Source organism: Streptomyces sp. NPDC086766 (assembly GCF_044746005.1).
Lineage (GTDB): Bacteria > Actinomycetota > Actinomycetes > Streptomycetales > Streptomycetaceae > Streptomyces.
Window position 1 is genome coordinate 283,555 of record NZ_JBIVBI010000001.1, and the last position, 18,227, is coordinate 301,781.

The 18,227-nt window shown below is 73.7% G+C and carries 18 protein-coding genes and 1 riboswitch; of the genes, 4 read left to right on the forward strand and 14 right to left on the reverse strand.

Annotated features, from left to right (window positions below; all coding sequences use genetic code 11):
• Positions 1–98 precede the first annotated feature (98 nt).
• Positions 99–1,544 (reverse strand): glycine betaine/L-proline transporter ProP, encoded by a 1,446-nt coding sequence (gene proP / locus ACIPM1_RS01270; RefSeq protein ID WP_402427273.1) that lies wholly within the window; start codon positions 1,542–1,544, stop codon positions 99–101.
• 240 nt (positions 1,545–1,784) lie between these two features.
• Between proP and ACIPM1_RS01275 the strand changes: the two genes are divergently transcribed.
• Positions 1,785–1,967 (forward strand): hypothetical protein, encoded by a 183-nt coding sequence (locus ACIPM1_RS01275; protein WP_402427276.1) that lies wholly within the window; start codon positions 1,785–1,787, stop codon positions 1,965–1,967.
• Positions 1,968–1,973: 6 nt separating this feature from the next.
• Here ACIPM1_RS01275 and infA read toward each other — a convergent pair whose 3' ends face one another.
• The 11 genes from infA to ACIPM1_RS01330 form a co-directional block, all read right to left on the reverse strand.
• Entirely contained in the window at positions 1,974–2,171 is a 198-nt protein-coding gene (gene infA, locus ACIPM1_RS01280) for a translation initiation factor IF-1 (RefSeq protein WP_402428143.1), read from the reverse strand.
• A 93-nt stretch (positions 2,172–2,264) separates the two neighbouring features.
• Positions 2,265–3,062 (reverse strand): GNAT family N-acetyltransferase, encoded by a 798-nt coding sequence (locus ACIPM1_RS01285; RefSeq protein WP_402427279.1) that lies wholly within the window; start codon positions 3,060–3,062, stop codon positions 2,265–2,267.
• A 331-nt stretch (positions 3,063–3,393) separates the two neighbouring features.
• A complete protein-coding gene (locus ACIPM1_RS01290) occupies positions 3,394–4,629 on the reverse strand; it encodes a cytochrome P450 (protein ID WP_402427281.1) in 1,236 nt (411 codons plus the stop codon).
• Between the two features lie 269 nt (positions 4,630–4,898).
• A complete protein-coding gene (locus ACIPM1_RS01295; RefSeq protein WP_356185710.1) occupies positions 4,899–5,333 on the reverse strand; it encodes a VOC family protein in 435 nt (144 codons plus the stop codon).
• Between the two features lie 183 nt (positions 5,334–5,516).
• On the reverse strand, positions 5,517–5,933 hold the full coding sequence (locus ACIPM1_RS01300; protein WP_402427284.1) for a transglycosylase SLT domain-containing protein: 417 nt from the start codon (positions 5,931–5,933) through the stop codon (positions 5,517–5,519).
• Between the two features lie 338 nt (positions 5,934–6,271).
• Complete coding sequence (locus tag ACIPM1_RS01305) at positions 6,272–7,129, reverse strand: ECF transporter S component (protein WP_402427287.1); 858 nt, start codon at positions 7,127–7,129, stop codon at positions 6,272–6,274.
• Positions 7,130–7,395: 266 nt separating this feature from the next.
• Positions 7,396–9,141: an ABC transporter ATP-binding protein gene (locus ACIPM1_RS01310; protein ID WP_402427290.1), complete on the reverse strand. Its 1,746-nt coding sequence runs from the start codon at positions 9,139–9,141 to the stop codon at positions 7,396–7,398.
• Entirely contained in the window at positions 9,138–10,325 is a 1,188-nt protein-coding gene (locus ACIPM1_RS01315; protein WP_402427293.1) for an energy-coupling factor transporter transmembrane protein EcfT, read from the reverse strand. Before ACIPM1_RS01315 ends, ACIPM1_RS01310 begins: the two co-directional genes overlap by 4 nt.
• On the reverse strand, positions 10,318–11,013 hold the full coding sequence (locus ACIPM1_RS01320) for an SCO2322 family protein (protein ID WP_402427296.1): 696 nt from the start codon (positions 11,011–11,013) through the stop codon (positions 10,318–10,320). The genes ACIPM1_RS01315 and ACIPM1_RS01320 overlap by 8 nt, the downstream gene beginning before the upstream one ends.
• Positions 11,010–12,221, reverse strand: coding sequence for a prenyltransferase/squalene oxidase repeat-containing protein (locus tag ACIPM1_RS01325; protein ID WP_402427299.1), 1,212 nt, complete (start codon positions 12,219–12,221; stop codon positions 11,010–11,012). Before ACIPM1_RS01325 ends, ACIPM1_RS01320 begins: the two co-directional genes overlap by 4 nt.
• 129 nt (positions 12,222–12,350) lie before the next feature.
• A riboswitch (cobalamin riboswitch) is annotated at positions 12,351–12,422 on the reverse strand.
• A 323-nt stretch (positions 12,423–12,745) separates the two neighbouring features.
• Positions 12,746–13,414 (reverse strand): TetR family transcriptional regulator, encoded by a 669-nt coding sequence (locus ACIPM1_RS01330; protein ID WP_402427301.1) that lies wholly within the window; start codon positions 13,412–13,414, stop codon positions 12,746–12,748.
• Between the two features lie 209 nt (positions 13,415–13,623).
• Between ACIPM1_RS01330 and ACIPM1_RS01335 the strand changes: the two genes are divergently transcribed.
• Genes ACIPM1_RS01335 through ACIPM1_RS01345 form a run of 3 tightly spaced genes read left to right on the forward strand, consistent with a single transcriptional unit; the run spans position 13,624 to position 17,004 of the window.
• Positions 13,624–15,147 carry a glycosyltransferase family 4 protein gene (locus ACIPM1_RS01335; RefSeq protein ID WP_402427304.1) on the forward strand — a complete coding sequence of 508 codons (1,524 nt, stop codon included), beginning with the start codon at positions 13,624–13,626 and terminating at the stop codon, positions 15,145–15,147.
• A gap of 55 nt (positions 15,148–15,202) precedes the next feature.
• The gene (locus ACIPM1_RS01340; protein ID WP_402427307.1) at positions 15,203–15,937 is read left to right on the forward strand and encodes a methyltransferase domain-containing protein; all 735 of its coding nucleotides are present in this window, start codon (positions 15,203–15,205) and stop codon (positions 15,935–15,937) included.
• Positions 15,934–17,004: a prenyltransferase/squalene oxidase repeat-containing protein gene (locus tag ACIPM1_RS01345; protein ID WP_402427310.1), complete on the forward strand. Its 1,071-nt coding sequence runs from the start codon at positions 15,934–15,936 to the stop codon at positions 17,002–17,004. Before ACIPM1_RS01340 ends, ACIPM1_RS01345 begins: the two co-directional genes overlap by 4 nt.
• 4 nt (positions 17,005–17,008) lie before the next feature.
• Here ACIPM1_RS01345 and ACIPM1_RS01350 read toward each other — a convergent pair whose 3' ends face one another.
• Both ACIPM1_RS01350 and ACIPM1_RS01355 read right to left on the reverse strand, forming a co-directional pair.
• Entirely contained in the window at positions 17,009–17,296 is a 288-nt protein-coding gene (locus ACIPM1_RS01350; protein WP_356185741.1) for a hypothetical protein, read from the reverse strand.
• A 124-nt stretch (positions 17,297–17,420) separates the two neighbouring features.
• Positions 17,421–18,149, reverse strand: coding sequence for a hypothetical protein (locus ACIPM1_RS01355; protein ID WP_402427313.1), 729 nt, complete (start codon positions 18,147–18,149; stop codon positions 17,421–17,423).
• Between the last annotated feature and the right edge of the window lie 78 nt (positions 18,150–18,227).

Below are 18,227 nucleotides of genomic sequence, written 5' to 3' on the forward strand. Positions count from 1 at the left end.
GTCCCGTCACCGCCAGGGGATCAGACGGTGGGACGGAGGGCGTGGTTCCAGGGGAGGTCAGGACCTCCGGGGCGGCCCCGTATGGGCCGCTCGCCCGGTCAGTGCCGGACGGCGCCCTTCGGGGCGTCCTTCGCGGCACCGGCGTTGGCGGCACCGGCCTCCGCGCCGGAGGCGTCCTCGGCGCGCTCCACCGCGGGGGCGGAGCCCGGCAGCGGGCGGCCGGCCGACTCGGCCATGAACCAGACCGCCGCACCACCGATCAGCGACGCCGCCATCATGTAGTAGGCGGGCATCATCACGTTGCCCGTCGCGCCGATCAGCGCGGTCACCACCAGCGGGGTCGTACCGCCGAACAGGGACACCGAGATGTTGAAGCCGATCGACAGGGAGCCGTAGCGGACCCGGGTGGGGAACAGGGCCGGGAGCGCCGCCGGCATGGACGCGGTGAAGCAGACCAGCAGCAGGCCCAGGGCGCCCATGCCCAGCGCGACCGCCAGCAGGCTGCCCTGGCGGATCAGCAGCAGGGCGGGGACCGACAGGAACAGGAAGCCCGCGCAGCCGGCCGCGATCATCGGGCGGCGGCCGATCCGGTCGCTCAGCGCACCGGCGAAGGGCTGCACGATCATCATCAGGACCATCACGCCGAGCACCACCAGCAGACCGTGCGTCTCGTCGTACTTGAGCTCACTGGTGAGGTAGCTCGGCATGTACGACAGCAGCATGTAGTCCGTGACGTTGTAGATCAGCACCAGGGCCATGCACAGCAGCAGCGCCTTCCACTGGCCCGCGACCATCTCGCGCAGCGGCACCTTCGGGCGGCGCGACTCCGCCTTCTCGGCCTCGGCGGCGAACGCCGGGGTCTCCTCCAGGCGCAGCCGCAGGTAGAGGCCGATGATGCCCATCGGACCGGCGATCAGGAACGGGATCCGCCAACCCCACGAGGTCAGGTCCTCGGTGGACAGCAGGGCCGTCATCAGGGTCACCAGGCCCGCCCCGCCGACGTAGCCGACGAGCGTGCCGAACTCCAGCCAGCTGCCCAGGAAGCCGCGCTTCTTGTCGGGGGCGTACTCGGCGATGAAGGTGGTCGCGCCCGCGTACTCGCCGCCGGTGGAGAAGCCCTGCACCAGGCGGGCGGCCAGCAGGAGCAGCGGGGCGCCCACGCCGATCGTCGCGTACGACGGGATCAGGCCGATCGCGAAGGTGCCGACCGCCATCATGATCATGGTGGTGGCCAGGACCTTCTGGCGGCCGATGCGGTCGCCGAGCGGGCCGAAGACCATGCCGCCGATCGGGCGGACGAGGAAGGCCGCGGCGAAGGCGCCGAACGTGGACAGCAGCTGCGCCGTCGGGTTCCCGGACGGGAAGAAGACCTTGCCCAGGGTCACCGCGATGTAGCTGTAGACACCGAAGTCGAACCATTCCATCGCGTTGCCCAGCGCGGCGGCCTTCACGGCGCGTTTGACGAGGGCCGGGTCGATGACGGTGGCTTCCTGGTTCCTGGAAACGGACTGGGACGGGGGAGCAGCGACTGTGGCAGCCGACAAGGGTTCGCTCGCCTACCTCTCGACGGGGACAGGGACGCGACCCACGCGACGGCGCTGACGTGCGGGCCGAAAACGACCCGCTCACGGCGGGCCCAAAAACGACCATACGGCGGATTGTGTGCCTTACGGACCGTACGGCAGTCGTTGCATGCTGCACATAAATGGGCGCCAAGCAGGTACTTCCGGCCGCTCCCCGCGCACTTTCCGGCCGTATGCCTGTGATGCTTCTCGCGCCCCACCGTGGGAACCGCACCGCCCCCGCATCCACTCCCGCGGGCGCTGTCCATCGACATGGAGCACTGGCCGCGCGCGGCGGCGGCGCCCGCTCCGCCGGAGGAGCGGGAGGCCGGGGCGGGCGGCACCGCGCTCGCCGCACGCCGGCCGGCCTCCTGGGGCGGGACGGTCTTCACCGAGGCGGGATGAGCGCGCTCACGTCCGGTAGCGGTAGATGATCCGGCCCCGGGTGAGGTCGTAGGGGCTCAGCTCCACGAGCACCCGGTCGTACGGGAGGATCTTGATGTAGTTCTTCCGGATCTTCCCGCTGATGTGCGCGAGCACCTTGTGCTCGTTGTGCAGCTCCACGGTGAAGGTGGCGTTGCGCAGACATTCGACGACGGTTCCCTCCATTTCGAGACCGCCCGATGTTTTCGGCAAAATCACTCGTTCCTTTGAGTCGACGACGGTGAAAAACGCGAGGACGTGCTGGGATGTGGCGGCGCCTCAGCGGCGCACCAACTCCACGTTCACGCCTGTGCGCCGGGCGCCCACGCCCTCGAAGAGCGCCGCGGCGGCGGCATTGGACTCGTCCACCTCGGCCCATGCCGTTTCGGCGCCGGAGCGGTGCAGCGAACCGAGCGCCTGGGCCAGCAGCGCCCGCGCGATGCCCTGGCGCCGCTCCTCGGCCAGGACCGCGACCAGTCCGATCCGCGGCCTTCGGGGGACCAGCGCCATCCGGACCAGCCCCACGTAGCGACCGGACCGTTCCGCGACCGCGTACTTCGACGGGTCCACGACGGTGACCCCGGCGGGGCGGGGCAGCACCTCGGCCGGCATCGTCCGCCAGCCGACCGTGGCCTCGACCTCGTCGCGAATCGCCCGGTCCAGCACGCGCAGCGGGTCCTCCCGCGCCTCGCCGGCGGGCACGATCGTCACAGCCGTGGGCGGTCGCACCGCGTCGAGCCCGGTGACCCGCGGGTCGGTGGGCACGGCGTACTCCCGCTCACGGCGCCCCGTGGTGAAACCGGCCCGCTCCCAGCCGGCCCTGACCTCGTGGTCGGTCTCGCCGGCCACCACGTACAGCGGTGCCGGCAGGTCGGCCACCATCGTGGCGGCGAGCCGGTCGAAGACCGCGCCCTGCCACGCGTCGACGCTGACGAACATCCGCCCGTCGGGCCTGCGCACAGCGTCGCCGCGCCCGACCTCCCGGTCGTCCTCGACGGCGAGCCAGTGCGTCTGCGAGATCCGTGCGATCGTCACCGGGCGCTCCCCGGCGCCCGAAGAGAAATGCGATGTGTCCATAGTGACGGCCTTTCAGGAATGCCTTGTCGGTCGAGGCACTCCCGAGGACGCCTATGTCACTCGCGCACCGTGCGGGAAAGGGGGAGCACCCACTTGAGAACAGCGTTCACGGGTCTCACCTCCTAGCGGCCTGTCACGGTGTTCCGCACGCTACCAAGCGGGCGGCATCCCGCCCAACCCATTTTCCGCGGCTGCTCCCGGCCCCGCCCCGCCGGGCAACGCGGGCCCCGGGACGGCCGGATGGCGCCGGCGGGCGCTTGCGGAGGCACCGGGCCCGGACGGCCGACGCGGACCACGGGTTCGGCGTCGTCGACGCGGCCGGTCCGGGCTCTCAGGCGGTGGTGACCCGGAGTTCCTTCACGCCGTTGAGCCAGGCCGAGCGCAGGCGGCGCGGAGCGGCGGTCATCCGCAGGCCGGGCATCGTGTCGGCGATCGCCCGGAAGACGAGGTCGATCTCCAGGACGGCCAGGGACCTGCCCAGGCAGTAGTGCGGTCCTCCGCCGCCGAAGCCGAGGTGCGGGTTGGGATCGCGGGTGATGTCGAAGGCGTCCGGGGTGTCGAAGACCTCCGGGTCGTGGTTGGCCGAGGCGTAGAAGAGGCCGACCCGGTCGCCCTTCCTGATCCGCCGGCCGCCGAGTTCGGTGTCCTCGACCGCAGTTCGCTGGAGGGACACCACCGGCGTCGCCCACCGCACGATCTCCTCGGCGGTCGTCGCGGGACGCTCCCGCCGGAACAGCTCCCACTGCCCGGGGTGGGTGAGGAAGGCGTGCATGCCGTGGGCGATGGCGTTGCGTGTCGTCTCGTTGCCCGCGACGGCCAGCATCAGCACGAAGAAGCCGAACTCGTCGGAGCCGAGGTTGCCCTCGTGCTCCGCGGCCACCAGCGTGGTGACGATGTCCTCGGCGGGGCACCGCTTGCGGTCGGCGGCCATGCTCTTCGCGTAGGCGATGATCGCCGCGGCCGACTCCGCCCCGGACTCCTCCGTGAGCGCGTACTCCGGATCGTCGTAGGCGATCATCCTGTTCGACCACTCGAAGATCCGCGCCCGGTCCTCCTGCGGCACGCCGATGAGCTCCGCGATGGTCTGCAGGGGCAGTTCGCAGGCGACCTCCGTGACGAAGTCGAAGGGGCCGGGCAGCGCGCGCGCCCGCTCCACGATCGCCCGTGCGCGGGTGCGCAGCCGGTCCTCCAGCGCCCGGATCGCGCGCGGGGTGAAACCGCGCTGCACGATCTGCCGGACCCGGGTGTGCTCCGGCGGGTCCATGTTGAGCAGGATCAGCCGCTGGGCGTCGATCGCCTCGCGCTCGATGTGCTCGCCGAAGCGGATGACGGCGGTGTGGAGGGAGGACGAGAACAGCTCGGGACGCGTGGAGACGTACCTGACGTCCGCGTGCCGGGTCACGGCCCAGTAGCCGTCGTCGGCGAAACCGGCCAGGCCGTGCGGCTGCTCGATCCAGTGGACCGGCTCCGTCCGGCGCAGCTCGGCGAACTCCGGAAGGGGTACGCGCTGGTGCAGCAGTTCGGGGTCGGTGGGGTCGAACCCGTCGGGCAGCGCTGGACAGGGCATGAGCGATTCCCACCGTTCTGACGGTCCATCACGCATTTCCGAGGAGGTAGTAACGGGTTCCGTCAGTGGCGAGGGGCGCGGCGCGCCGAAGTCCCGGGTGATTGGTACAGATGCGCGGACGGCGCCTTGGGGCCACCGGGACGATCATTCAGCCTCGGTGTAGAGCAGGCATAGCCCATTTCAAGGAGCAGCAGCCGGAGCTGACCACCGCGGTTCAGAGCCGTCCAGGGGCTGCCCGTCGGGCCGGCCTGGGCTCGGGCTGCTCAGGGTCAGTCGAGACAGAACTCGTTGCCCTCGATGTCCTGCATCAGGATGCACGACTCGTTCTCCTCATCGGCAAGCAGCGTTCGCACGTGTACCGCGCCGAGCGCGACCAGCCGCGCGCATTCGGCCTCCAGGGTGGCGAGGCGCTCCTCGCCCACGAGTCCGGTGCCGGCCCGCACGTCGAGATGCACCCGGTTCTTGACGACCTTCCCTTCGGGAACGCGCTGGAAGAGCAGGCGGGGGCCCACCCCCGAGGGATCACTGCAGGCGAAGTAGACGACCTGATCCTCGGGCGGCAGCGAGCGGTGGTAGTCCTCCCAAGTGGCGAACCCCTTCGGGACCGGCGGTACGACGTATCCCAGCACCTCGCACCAGAAGGCGGCGAGGCGCGCGGGTTCCGCGCAGTCGAAGGTGACCTGGAACTGCTTGATCGATGCCATCGGCGCACCATAGCAGGGGGACGCTGGTGCCCATCTCCCGCTGTAAACGGGCGCGTTGGGGGGAAGGCCAGCCCACAACGGCCGCGTTCCGCGTGGGGTGGGTGCGGCGAAGGCGACGGCCCCGGGGATCGGGGGCCGCCGCCTCCATGGCTGCCGTGAGGTGGCTCAGACCGCGGGTGCGGCTCAGTACCAGCCGTTGGCCTGCCAGAAGTTCCAGGCGGCGGTCGGGCTGCCGTAGCGGGAGTTCATGTAGTCCAGGCCCCACTTGATCTGGGTCTGGGCGTTGGTCTTCCAGTCGGATCCGGCCGTGGACATCTTGGAGGCCGGGAGGGCCTGGACCAGGCCGTAGGCGCCGGAGGAGGAGTTGGTCGCGGAGACGTTCCAGTTGCTCTCGCGCTCCACGATCTTGCTGAACGCGTTGTACTGCGCGGCGTCCGGGATCATCTGGCGCGCGATCGCCTGCGCCTGACCGCCAGGGGTGGCGGTGGCGGCCTGGGCGGGGGCCGCGGTCAGGGCCATGCCGACGGCGGCGGCGGCCACGACGGCGGTGGTGAGGGACTTCTTCGGCGTGGCGATGCGGCGGATGAAGGAGACGGACACGGAGAACCTCTTGCGTCGGGGACGGTGGGGGGTCGCGTGCAGTTCCGTCACCACGCGGTGCGCGGTGGGGCGTGCGTCGGTGCCGCGACCCGTGGGGCCTGTGGCGCCTTGCGACGTCGCTCAGACAAGCAGGTGCGAAATCTGTCCGCAAACACCCCTTTTACTAGTTGTGGTCGCATCCGGGTTGAAGGTCCGGTGTGTGAGCTACATCGCAATGCGCAGGTCAGCGGGGGTGTCCGGGCGTGCGGGCCGGGCCCGGGGACTACGGCCCGGGGTCGTAGGTGATCCGCGTCACGTGGGCGGGCTCACGGAGGCCGTCGCCGTCCGCGCACACGGACTCACGGAGCGGGTGCGTCGAATGTGACCGGCGCCTCGAAGGCGGCGCGGCGGGTGGCGCGGCGCAGGGCGCGGAGCAGCGCGGGGCCGAGGGTGAGGGTCAGGACGACGGTGACCACGGCGCGTCCCAGGTCCCAGCCGAGCGAGGTGGCCAGGCAGTACGCGAGGAAGCGGGCCAGGTTGGCGGGGACGGCGGCGTGCGGGTCGAAGGCGATGGAGGAGGCGAGGGCGCCCATGAAGGGCCAGCCCGCGAGGTTCATGACCGTTCCGTACGCGAACGCGGCGAGGAAGCCGTAAAGGGCCAGCAGCGCCGACTCGGCGCGGCCGCGCAGGCGTTCGGGGCCCGGCAGCAGGCCCGCGCCCATGGTGAACCACCCCATGGCCAGCATCTGGAACGGCATCCACGGACCCACCCCGCCGGTGAGCAGGGCCGAGGCGAACATCGTGACGGAGCCGAGCACGAACCCGAAGCCCGGTCCGAGGACGCGCCCGCTCAGCACCATCAGGAAGAACATGGGCTCGATGCCGGCGGTCCCGGCCCCGATCGGGCGCAGGGCCGCGCCGGTCGCGGCGAGTACGCCGAGCATGGCGACCGCCTTCGGGCCCAGGCCCGACTCGGAGATCGTCGCGGCCACGACGGCGACGAGCAGGACCAGCAGGCCCGCGAACAGCCAGGGCGCGTCCTGCGCGTGCGCGCCGAGCTGCGAGTCGGGCGGGGCGAGGAAGGGCCAGCCGAAGCCGACGACCCCCACGGCGCTCACCAGGACGAGGGCGGCGAGCGAACGGGGGCCGAGGCGGACGGCCCGCACCCGGCGTCGCGGGCCGGTCGTGCGAGCGCCTTCGCGCCGTGAGTCCGTCATGGGCGGGCCTTCGTGCCGTGGGTCGGTCGTGCCGGGGCTCTCGCGGCGCGGGCCGGTCGTGCCAGGGACTTCGTGCCGTGAGTCCGTCGTGCCGGGGCTCTCGCGGCGCGGCTCGGTCGGGGTACGGCCTTCGTGCCGCGGGTCCGTCGTGCCCGGGCTCTCGCGGCGCGGCTCGGCCGGGGTACGGGCTTCGTGCCGCGGGTCGGTCTCGTCACGGCCTCGGCGCTGTCCGGCGGTCGTGCGACGGGCTCCGCGCTCCTCGGCGGTCATGCGAGGGCCTCGCGCACCTGGGCCGTGGTCAGCCACGGCTGCGGCGCCAGGATCTTCGTCACCTGCGGCGCGAAGGACGGGGAGGAGACCACCACGTCCGCCGTCGGGCCGTCCGCGATCACCTCTCCGTCGGCGAGCAGGACCACCCGGTGGGCCAGCTCGGCGGCGAGTTCCACGTCGTGCGTGGCGAGCACGATGGCGTGGCCCTCGGCGGCCAGGGCGCGCAGGACGGCGACCAGGCGGGCCTTCGCCGCGTAGTCGAGACCGCGGGTCGGCTCGTCGAGCAGCAGCAGGGGCGGGCGGGCGGTGAGGACGACGGCCAGGGCGAGCGTGAGCCGCTGGCCCTCGGAGAGGTCACGGGGGTGGATGCCGTCCGTGATGCCGGGCAGCAGCTCCGAGACCAGGGTCCGGCAGGTGCCCGGCGGGGCCCCGGCGTCCCGGTCGGCGGCGGCGCACTCGGCGGCGACCGTGTCGGCGTAGAGCAGGTCGCGCGGCTCCTGCGGGACCAGGCCGACGCGGCGGACCAGCTCGCGGGGCGGGGTGCGGTGCGGGGGCGCCCCGCCGACCTGGACCCGCCCGGCGGACGGCTCGACCAGGCCGACCAGCGCCCCGAGGAGCGTGGACTTGCCGGCGCCGTTGCGGCCCATGAGCGCGATGGTCTCGCCCGGCGCGACGGCCAGGTCCACCTGCCGGAGCGCGTCCACGCGCCCCCGCCGGACGGCGAGCGAGCGCACGTCGGCGACGGCGGCGGCGCCCGCCTCGGAGGCGGAGACACCACCCTCGGCGGTCGGGTGCTCCGGCGTGACGGTGGGCGCGGCCCGCCGGAACAGACGCTGGAGGACGCCGGGGGAGTGGGGGACGGCGGGCCGGGACGGGATCCCGGGGGAGGGGACGCCGGGAGAGGAGGGCGCGGGGCGCGGGACGTGGTGTGCCAGGCGGTCGCGCAGGGAGGCGGCGCGGCGGCGAGCGTCGCGGACCGTCAGGGGGAGGGGGGTCCAGCCGGCCAGCCGGCCGAGGTCCACGACCGGGGGGAAGACGGGGGAGACGGCCATGACGTCCGCCGGGGCGCCGAGGACGGGCGCGGCGCCCGGGGAGGGCAGCAGGACGACCTGGTCGGCGTACTGGACGACGCGTTCCAGGCGGTGTTCGGCCATGAGGACGGTGGTGCCGAGGTCGTGCACCAGGCGCTGGAGGACGGCGAGGACCTCCTCCGCCGCCGCCGGGTCGAGCGCCGAGGTCGGCTCGTCGAGGACCAGCACCCTCGGGTGCGGGGTGAGCACCGAGCCGATCGCGACCCGCTGCTGCTGCCCGCCGGAGAGGGTGGCGAGGGGCCGGTCGCGCAGGCCCGCCAGGCCCAGCAGGTCCAGCGTCTCCTCCACCCGGCGCCGCATGACGTTCGGGGCGAGCCCCAACGACTCCATGCCGTAGGCGAGTTCGTCCTCCACCGTGTCCGTCACGAAGTGGGACAGCGGGTCCTGTCCGACGGTGCCGACGACATCGGCGAGTTCGCGCGGCTTGTGGGTGCGGGTGTCGCGCCCGGCCACCGTGACGCGGCCGCGCAGGGTGCCGCCCGTGAAGTGCGGGACGAGGCCGCTCACCGCGCCGAGGACGGTGGACTTGCCCACCCCGGACGGCCCGACGAGCAGCACGAGTTCGCCTTCCGGCACCTCGAAGTCGACGCCGCGGACGGTCGGTTCGGCGGCGCCGTCGTACGTCACGGAGACGTCCTCGAAGCGGATCATGAGGGCTCCTCGGCGGCGGGGGTGGACGGGGCGGGGGGACGGCCGGTGGCGGCGCGGCGGGGTGCGGCTCCCCGCCCCGGTGCGGGGGCCGCGGGGGCCAGGAACGCCGGGAGCAGGCCCAGGAGTACGGCCGTCGCGGGCCACAGCGGGAGGGCCGGGGCGGCGAGCGGGACCACGCCCGGGTGCAGCGCGCCGGGATCCCGCGCCGCGGCCAGGAACAGCAGCGCGGCGACCGCCGCGCCGGATGCGGCGACCAGGCAGGAGCGCGCGTTCCAGGTGTCGGGGCGGTAGCGGGTGCGCGGCGAACGGCGGCCGCCGAGCCACAGACCCGCCAGCGCTGCGGCGACCCCGGCGAACAGGACGGGGAGGCCGTAGGTGCCGCCCTCGGCGGTGAGCAGCCCGTACGTTCCGGCGCAGACGCCGAGCAGCCCGCCGAGGGTGAGGGCGGCCGTGGTGCGCCGGACGGCGGGCGCCACCTCGGCGGTACGGCCGTAACCGCGGGCGTCCATCGCGGCGGCGAGGGCGACCGAGCGCTCCAGCGCGCCCTCCAGCACCGGCAGCCCCACGTGCAGCAGGCCCCGGACGCCGCGGTCCGGACGGCCCCGCAGCCGGCGCGCGGCGCGCAACCGGCGGACGTCGGCGACGAGATGCGGGGCGAAGGTCAGCGCGACGACGACGGCGACGCCGGTCTCGTACAGCGCGCCCGGCAGGGACTTCAGCAGGCGGGCGGGGGCGGCGAGGGCGTTCGCCGCGCCGACGCACACCAGCAGGGCCGCCAGCTTCAGGCCGTCGTAGAGCGCGAAGACCAGGGCCTCGGCGGTGACCCGGCCGCCGAGGCGGATGCCCTGCGCCCAGTGCGGCAGCGGGACTTCGGGCAGCGTGACGATCACGTGCGTGCCCGGGATCGGGGAGCCGAGCAGGGTGGCGAAGGCGAGGCGGACCAGTAGGACCGCCAGGGCCAGCTTGACGAAGGCCGGGTAGGAGCGGGCGGAGGGGGTGTCCGGGCGGCAGGTCACCACGACGTAGCCGGACACCGTCAGGAGGAGGGTGAGCAGGAGGGGGTTGGTGGTGCGGGTGGCGGCGGTGCCGAGGGCCAGCGACCACAGCCACCAGGCCCCCGGGTGGACCGCGAGCCGGGAGGGCGTGCCGCGCGACGGGCCGCGCCCGGGGCCGTCGCTACCCATGCCTGCGCCGGCGCGCCTGCCACACCGCCGCCCCGGCCAGGGCCGCCACGCCCGCCGCGCCGGCGAGCAGCCCCACCGACGGGCCGTCACCGGACGGCTTCCCCGACGAGGACGCGGACGCGGAGGAGGCCGAGGACGAGGGCGAGGTCGGGTCCGGGGTGGCGCCCGCGTCCTTCCCCGCGGTCGTGACCTGCTCGCCGCAACCCTGCCGGGGATACCCGGCGATCGCGCACAGCAGGGCGTTGGTGTCGTACCGCAGCGGCCCCGCCACCGCGGCCAGGGCCTCGGCCGTCGTCGCGTCCGGGGACACCCGCGCGCAGGCCGTGCGCGGGTTCGGCGGGGTTTCGCCGGACGGGGCGTCCGCCCTGGTGCCGAAGTCGAGCACCAGGGCCACCCGCTTGCTGCCGTGCCGGGCCGGGGTCCGCGCGCAGATCGTGGCGAAGTCGGCCGTGCCGCGCGGCTGCTTCGCGTTCCGCGAGTCCTCGCTCACCGCGAAGCGGAAGCCCTGGACGTCGCCGTCGGCGGGGCGCGCCGTGGACGGCCCCTGCGTGGCGTACGACCAGTGGCCGCCGTCCCGCTCCCAGAAGGACCAGTAGCGGTAGCCGACGGCCTGCGCCTGGCCGGCGCCCGCCGGGAGCAGGAACGCGGCCAGGAGCAGGACGGCCCGCACGCGGACCCGGCGGGTCACGGCTGCTGCTTCTTCCGGCGGCCGCTGAGCAGGAAGCCGACGCCGATGCCGGCGACCAGGCAGACGCCGACGAGCCACCACACGCCGTACCCCGAGTCGCTCTTGCGGTCGGCGTGCGGGGACTTGTGCCCGGCCGACTGCGGGGCCGGGCCGGCGGCGTTGAGCCGGTCGACCAGGTTCACGCCGCCGAAGGCGCGCGGGTCGGTGCCCGTCGCGTTGGCCGCGAAGATCAGCTGGGCGTAGGCGGCGGGGCCGCTCTGCTTGGCCCACGCCTCGAAGTGCCCCTCCAGCCACCGCAGCGGCTTCTGCGCCTGCCCGGCCCCGCCCTGCGCGGCGAGCGCGACGACCGCGTCGGCGGTGTTGCCGTAGTCGGGCTGGTCGGTGGAGCCGGGGAGCACGGAGGTCAGGTAGCCGTCCTTGGCGACGGCCCCCGCGAGGTAGGACGCGCCGTTGGCGGCGGCGCGCTCCGGCGTCGCCTTGCCGGAGCCCGTGCAGTGGGCGGCCGTGCCGGCCGTGGCCGCGGCCTTCGCCGCGAAGCCCTGGCCGAGGGCGCCGACCACGCCGGCGGCGGTCGCGTCCGCGTTGGCGGCGAGCTTGCCCTTCTTGTCGGGCTGGTAGGCGAAGGCGCCGGCCCCGTCGCCGTCGCACGGCAGGGCGAGCTTCAGCAGGGCGTCGTAGGCGGACCGGCCGCCCTTCTCGACGGCGGTGGGCTTCTGGCCGGCCGCGGCGAGCGCGCCGACCACGACGGAGGTGGAGTTGGTGTCGCTGGGGCCGCCGGGGGCGTATCCCCAGCCGCCGTCCTTGTTCTGCGCGGACTTCAGCCAGGCCACCGCCTTGCCGGTCACGTCGTCATGGCCTCCGAGCGCGGCGAGCGCCTGGACGGCGGCGGCCGTGCTGTTGGTGTCCACCATCACCTTGGCGTCGCAGGCCTTCCCGGGCGTGGCGCGGAACGCGGCGAACGCGCCGTTCGCGCACTGCTGCCCGGTCAGCCAGTCCACCGCCTTCGCGGCGGGCCGCACGCCCACGGTGTGCTGGGCGAGCAGCGCGAGCGACTGGCGCCAGACGCCGTCGTAGGTGGGGTCGGTGCTGCCGTAGAGCCCCGACGGGATCGCCGGCTCGGGCGACGGGGACGGTGCGGCGACGGCGGGTGCCGCGGTGCCGAGCACGGCTATGGCGGCCAGAGCCGCGGCGGTGCGGCGAACGTTCATGATCGGCTGCTGCCTCTCCCTGAAGAGAGCCGGACAGCACGGGACACCCCGGGCGGCTCGGCTCCGTAACCTCGACGGTGCCGTGGGCCGGCGGACCGCCGACGCACGTGAGCCGGTCACGTCCGCCCGGGGCAGTCCGGCTCACCGCCCCACGGGCGGCTCACGGTTGCGGGTCAGCGCCGGAATTGCACCGGCTTCCCCCCGTACGGGTGTGATGACGACGCGGCCACTCTACCCGCAGGTAGCGGGGCCCCGAGAGGGGCCTGTGCGCCGGGGACCCGGCCCGCGCCCCCGCCGCCGCACCGCGCCGAGGGGGGTCCGTCACGGTGGCTCCGTCAGGTCCCCGTGCGGACCGATGCGCGGGGTGGTCCGCGGGAGCGGGTGGCCGCCGGGGAACAGGCTTCTCCAGCCGCGGAGTTGGGCTCGATGTCGCTCCCGCGACGGTGGAGACGGCGGCCCGGGCGCGGACGCACCGTCAGCGGTGAGGGGGGCGAGGGGGCGGTCGGCAGGCCCGGCGGACGGGCCTAGGCGTCCTCCGCCGGTGCCGTCAGGTCGATCAGACGGCAGGCCGTCTCTATGTCCGTCCGCACCTGGGCGATGGAGGCCCGGCCCGACAGCCAGGTGATCAGCGCCGAGTGCCAGGTGTGCTCGATCACCCGGACCGCGGCGAGCTGTTCGGGGGTCGGGCTGTCCAGGCCCATCGCGTCCAGGATGATCGCCGTGGTCTGCCGGGAGACCTGGTCCACCTCGGGGCTCACGCTGCGGTCGGCGAAGGTCAGCGCGCGGACCATCGCGTCGGCCAGGTGCGGCTCGCGCTGGAGCGCGCGGAAGGCCCGCATGAGGGTCTCCGCCACGCGTTCGGCCGCCGTCTCGCCCGCAGGGGGCTTCTTGCGCAGCGTGGCGTGCAGGTGCTCCAACTGGTCCTGCATCGTGGCGACCAGCAGATGCACCTTGGAGGGGAAGTAGCGGTAGAGCGTGCCGAGCGCCACCTGCGAGGACTCCGCGACCTCCCGCATCTGCACCGCGTCGAAGCCGCCCCGGCCCGCCAACTGGGCGCTCGCGTGCAGGATGCGGCGGCGCCGCGCCTCCTGCCGCTCGGTGAGGGGAGGCGGCGGAGGACCGTCCGCTCGGACGGAGTGGGGACCGGGGGAGGTCCGCGCGGTACGGGCTTCCCCCGTGGCTTCCGCAGGCATGGGCACCGTTCCGTGACAGTCGGTGAGGGCGGGTGATCGGACAGCGGGGCAGGGGTGCCGGCCGTGGCATGAATCACCTGATCCACTTCTCACAGCGCGGCTACCTGCCGGTAGATTCGGAGCCTCCTGGACGATCAAGTCTGAAACTTGTTCTAGATTAGCGTCCCGGCGTAATCTCGCGGGACAATGCAGGAAGAAGGGGGCCCAGAGTGACCGCTGAGGCCAGTCAGGCGGGTCCCCGGAAGGACCCGGCCGCGGACGGCGAGCGACCGCTCGACATCGCGCTCCTCACCTACAAGGGGAACCCGTTCTGCGGCGGGCAGGGCGTCTATGTGCGCCACCTCTCGCGCGAGCTGGCCCGCCTCGGCCACCGGGTGGAGGTGATCGGTTCCCAGCCCTACCCCGTGCTCGACGAGGGCCTCGACGGCCTGCGCCTGACCGAGCTGCCGAGCCTGGACCTCTACCGCCAGCCGGACCCCTTCCGCACCCCGAAGCGCGAGGAGTACCGCGACTGGATCGACGCGCTGGAGGTCGCGACGATGTGGACGGGCGGCTTCCCCGAGCCGCTGACCTTCTCGCTCCGCGCCCGCCGCCATCTGCGCGCCCGGCGCGGCCAGTTCGACGTCGTGCACGACAACCAGACGCTCGGATACGGGCTGTTGGGCGACGTCGGCGCGCCTTTGGTGACCACCGTCCACCACCCCATCACCGTCGACCGGCAACTGGAGCTGGACGCCGCCGAGGGGTGGCAGCGGCGCTGGCCCGTGCGCCGCTGGTACGCCTTCACCCGGATGCAGAAGCGCGTCGCCCGCCGCCTGCCCTCGGTGCTCACCGTCTCCGGCACCTCCCGCCAGGAGATCGTCGACCACCTCGGGGTGCGCGAGGACCGCGTCCACGTCGTCCACATCGGCGCCGACACCGACCTGTTCTCCCCCGACCCCTCGGTGCCGCGGGTGCCGGGCCGGATCGTGACGACGTCCAGTGCGGACGTGCCGCTGAAGGGCCTGGTCTTCCTCGTCGAGGCGCTCGCCAAGGTCCGTACCGAACACCCCGGGGCGCACCTCGTCGTCGTCGGCAAGCGGCCCACCGAGGGACCCGTCGCGCAGGCGGTCGAGCGGTACGGCCTGGAGGGCGCCGTCGAGTTCGTCAAGGGCATCTCGGACGCCGAACTGGTCGACCTGGTCCGCTCGGCCGAGGTCGCGTGCGTGCCGTCGCTGTACGAGGGGTTCTCCCTGCCGGCGGCGGAGGCGATGGCCACCGGCACCCCGCTGGTCGCCACGACCGGCGGCGCCATCCCCGAGGTCGCGGGCCGCGACGGCGAGACGTGCCTGGCGGTGCCGCCCGCGGACGCGGGCGCGCTCGCCGCCGCGCTGAGCCGGCTGCTGGAGGACACGGAGCTGCGGGACCGGCTGGGCCGGGCCGGGCGCGAGCGGGTGCTGCGCCACTTCACCTGGGCGCGGGCGGCCGAAGGGACCGTGGCCCGGTACCGGGAGGCCATCGCCGCGGCCAGGGCCGGGCGCGCCACGGCCGACGCCCCCGCCCGGTCGCGGTCCACGGCCGTCGCGGTCGGCGCGGCCGCGACCGCGAGCGGCCCGGCGGCGGCCGGCGCGGCGGAGGCCCGACCGGCTGCCGTGGCGACGGGCGGCGAACCGGCTGCCCTGGCCGCCCGCCCGGGAGCCACGGCCGTGGCGGCCGGATCCGAGGCGCAGGCCGCGGTGGAGGCGGCCAAGTGAGAGGCGCCGCACCCCAGATGACCGACGTCGATTCCAACCGCGAAAGCAGGAGCACGTGCTGACCGTCGACTTCTCCCGGTTCCCGCTCGCCCCCGGCGACCGTGTCCTGGACCTCGGCTGCGGTGCCGGACGGCACGCGTTCGAGTGCTACCGGCGCGGCGCCCAGGTCGTGGCCCTCGACCGGAACGGCGAGGAGATCCGCGAGGTCGCCAAGTGGTTCGCCGCGATGAAGGAGGCGGGCGAGGCCCCGGTGGGCGCGACCGCGACGGCGATGGAGGGCGACGCCCTCGCGCTGCCCTTCCCGGACGAGTCCTTCGACGTCGTCATCATCTCCGAGGTGATGGAGCACATCCCGGACGACAAGGGCGTACTCGCCGAGATGGTGCGGGTGCTGAGGCCGGGCGGCCGGATCGCGGTCACCGTCCCGCGCTACGGCCCGGAGAAGGTCTGCTGGGCCCTCTCCGACGCGTACCACGAGGTCGAGGGCGGCCACATCCGCATCTACAAGGCCGACGAACTGCTCGCCAAGATGCGGGGAGCGGGCCTCCGGCCGTACGGCTCGCACCACGCCCACGCGCTGCACTCGCCGTACTGGTGGCTGAAGTGCGCCTTCGGCGTCGACAACGACAAGGCCCTGCCGGTGCGGGCGTACCACAAGCTGCTGGTCTGGGACATCATGAAGAAGCCCCTGGCCACGCGGGTCGCCGAGCAGGCGCTGAACCCGCTGATCGGCAAGAGCTTCGTGGCGTACGCGACCAAGCCCCACCTCCCCCGGGCGGCCGCCAAGTGACCACTCCCCGCACGGAACACCTCGTCCTGCCCGGAGTCCTCACCGCGGAGGAGGCCGCCGCCACGGTCGGCGGCATCCTCGCCGTGCAGCGGGAGGACGGGGCGATCCCGTGGTTCCGCGGGCACCACCTCGACCCGTGGGACCACGTCGAGGCGGCGATGGCGCTGGACGCGGCGGGCGAGCACGAGGCGGCCGAGCGCGCCTACGACTGGCTGGCGCGGCACCAGCAGGCGGACGGCTCCTGGTACGCGGCGTACGCCGACGGAGCCCACGACGACGTCACCGACCGGGGCCGGGAGACGAACTTCGTCGCCTACCCGGCCGTCGGGGTGTGGCACCACTACCTGTCCACCGGCGACGACGCGTTCCTGGACCGGATGTGGCCGGTGGTGTACGCGGCGGTCGAGTTCGTGCTGCGGATGCAGCAGCCGGGCGGCCAGATCGGCTGGAAGCGGGAGGCCGACGGCACGGCCACGGCGGACGCGCTGCTGACCGGCAGCTCCTCGATCCACCACGCCCTGTGCTGCGCGCTCGCCATCGCCGAGCAGCGGGAAGAGCCGCAGCCGGACTGGGAGTTGGCGGTCGGCGCGCTCCGGCACGCGATCCGCCGCCACCCCGAACGGTTCCTGGACAAGGACCGCTACTCGATGGACTGGTACTACCCGGTGCTGGGCGGCGCGCTCACCGGCGTGGAGGCCAAGGAGCGCATCGAGTCCGGCTGGGACCGCTTCGTGGTGCCCGGACTCGGGGTGCGCTGCGTGGTGCCCAACCCGTGGGTGACCGGCGGCGAGTCCGCCGAACTGGCCCTGACGCTCTGGGCGGTGGGAGAGTCCGACCGTTCCCTCGACGTCCTCAAGTCCATCCAGCACCTGCGCGATCCGGAGACCGGCCTGTACTGGACGGGCTACGTCTTCGAGGACGCCGCGATCTGGCCGCGCGAGCTCACCACGTGGACCGCCGGGTCCCTCCTCCTCGCCGTCGCCGCGCTCGGCGGCGACGAGGCCACCTGCACCGTCTTCAGTGCCGACCGGCTGCCGAGGGGGCTGGACCCGGACTGCTGCGGCTGACGGTTCAGCCGCGCATGCGGCCGGCGATGGCGTGCCCCACGAACAGGTAGACCACCGCGGCCAGGCCGTAGCCGGCGACGACCCGGGCCCACGCCTCGTTGAAGGTGAACAGGTCACGCGACCAGCCGGCCAGTACGTCGGCCGCGTTGTGGACGAACTGGACCAGTTCGTTGGCCCGGTTGGCGTCCAGCAGATACATCAGGATCCACAGGCCGAGGATGAAGGCCAACACGTCCGCGATCATCGCGATGACTCTTCCGGCGGAGTTGGAACCGCTGTGATAAGGGGACATGGCTTCCTTCTGGCCCCGGTGGCCTGATTGAAACCTTCGGCGCCGGGGTCCGGCCCCGGTACGGCGACGGCCCCCCGCCCGGAAGGGGCGAGGGGCCGTGGCGGTGCGCCGGCGGCGGAAGGACTCAGCCGCGCTGGATGTTGGACGCGTCCTGCAGGACACCGCGGCGGCCGTCCTGCATCTCGCACAGCAGGCCCTGGCCGCGCTGCTCCACCGCCAAGTACCACACGCCCGGCGCCAGTTCGGCGATCTGCGACGAGCCGTCCTCCGCGAACAGCGGACGCGGGGCCGGCACCGCGAACCAGAACGGCGAGAAGGGCGCGGCCGACTGCGGGGCCTGCTGCTGCGGCTGCCCGCCGAACGGCTGGGTCTGCTGCGGCTGGCCGCCGAAGGGCTGCTGCTGGGCGCCCGGGTAGCCGTAACCGCCCTGCGGCTGCGCCCCGTAGGGCTGCGGCGCGGCGGGCTTGGGAGCCGGGACGAGCGCGGCCTGGAGAGCGGGGACCAGCGGGGTGGCGACGGCGGCACCGGCCAGGACCAGGGCGGCGACGAAGCCGAGGATGAGGCCCGCGCCGGCGCTGATCGAGCCGGGGGTGTCCACGAGCTGCCAGAACAGGGTCCACGCCACGAGGACCGTGAAGGCCGCCCCGACCGTGCCCAGGTCCAGGCCCGCCACCTTGCGGGGCTGCGGCAGGCAGCGGTTGACGACGATCAGCGCGGCGCCGACGACTCCGCCCATGTAGGTGCCCAGGCCCAGACCGAGTCCGTCCCAGGCGTTGCCGCTGCTGACGAAGCTCGTGTCGTACAAGTCGAGGAACGACGCGATGAACAGCAACACCGCTGCTCCGATCACCACGCCGTCGCCTCGAGTGAGGGAGCGGATATTCACTTCAGGTCCTTCACAGGTCGTCTCGTCGTCGGTAGAGGCGTCGCC

Bases quoted from the DNA above. Each gene is read 5' to 3' on its own strand.
- ACIPM1_RS01330 (WP_402427301.1), bottom strand. From the start codon at position 13,414: ATGCCTGCGGAAGCCACGGGGGAAGCCCGTACCGCGCGGACCTCCCCC.
- ACIPM1_RS01310 (WP_402427290.1), bottom strand. From the start codon at position 9,141: ATGATCCGCTTCGAGGACGTCTCCGTGACGTACGACGGCGCCGCCGAA.
- ACIPM1_RS01290 (WP_402427281.1), bottom strand. From the start codon at position 4,629: ATGCCCTGTCCAGCGCTGCCCGACGGGTTCGACCCCACCGACCCCGAA.
- ACIPM1_RS01305 (WP_402427287.1), bottom strand. From the start codon at position 7,129: ATGACGGACTCACGGCGCGAAGGCGCTCGCACGACCGGCCCGCGACGC.
- ACIPM1_RS01315 (WP_402427293.1), bottom strand. From the start codon at position 10,325: ATGGGTAGCGACGGCCCCGGGCGCGGCCCGTCGCGCGGCACGCCCTCC.
- ACIPM1_RS01295 (WP_356185710.1), bottom strand. From the start codon at position 5,333: ATGGCATCGATCAAGCAGTTCCAGGTCACCTTCGACTGCGCGGAACCC.
- ACIPM1_RS01325 (WP_402427299.1), bottom strand. From the start codon at position 12,221: ATGAACGTTCGCCGCACCGCCGCGGCTCTGGCCGCCATAGCCGTGCTC.
- ACIPM1_RS01350 (WP_356185741.1), bottom strand. From the start codon at position 17,296: ATGTCCCCTTATCACAGCGGTTCCAACTCCGCCGGAAGAGTCATCGCG.
- infA (WP_402428143.1), bottom strand. From the start codon at position 2,171: ATGGAGGGAACCGTCGTCGAATGTCTGCGCAACGCCACCTTCACCGTG.
- ACIPM1_RS01285 (WP_402427279.1), bottom strand. From the start codon at position 3,062: ATGGACACATCGCATTTCTCTTCGGGCGCCGGGGAGCGCCCGGTGACG.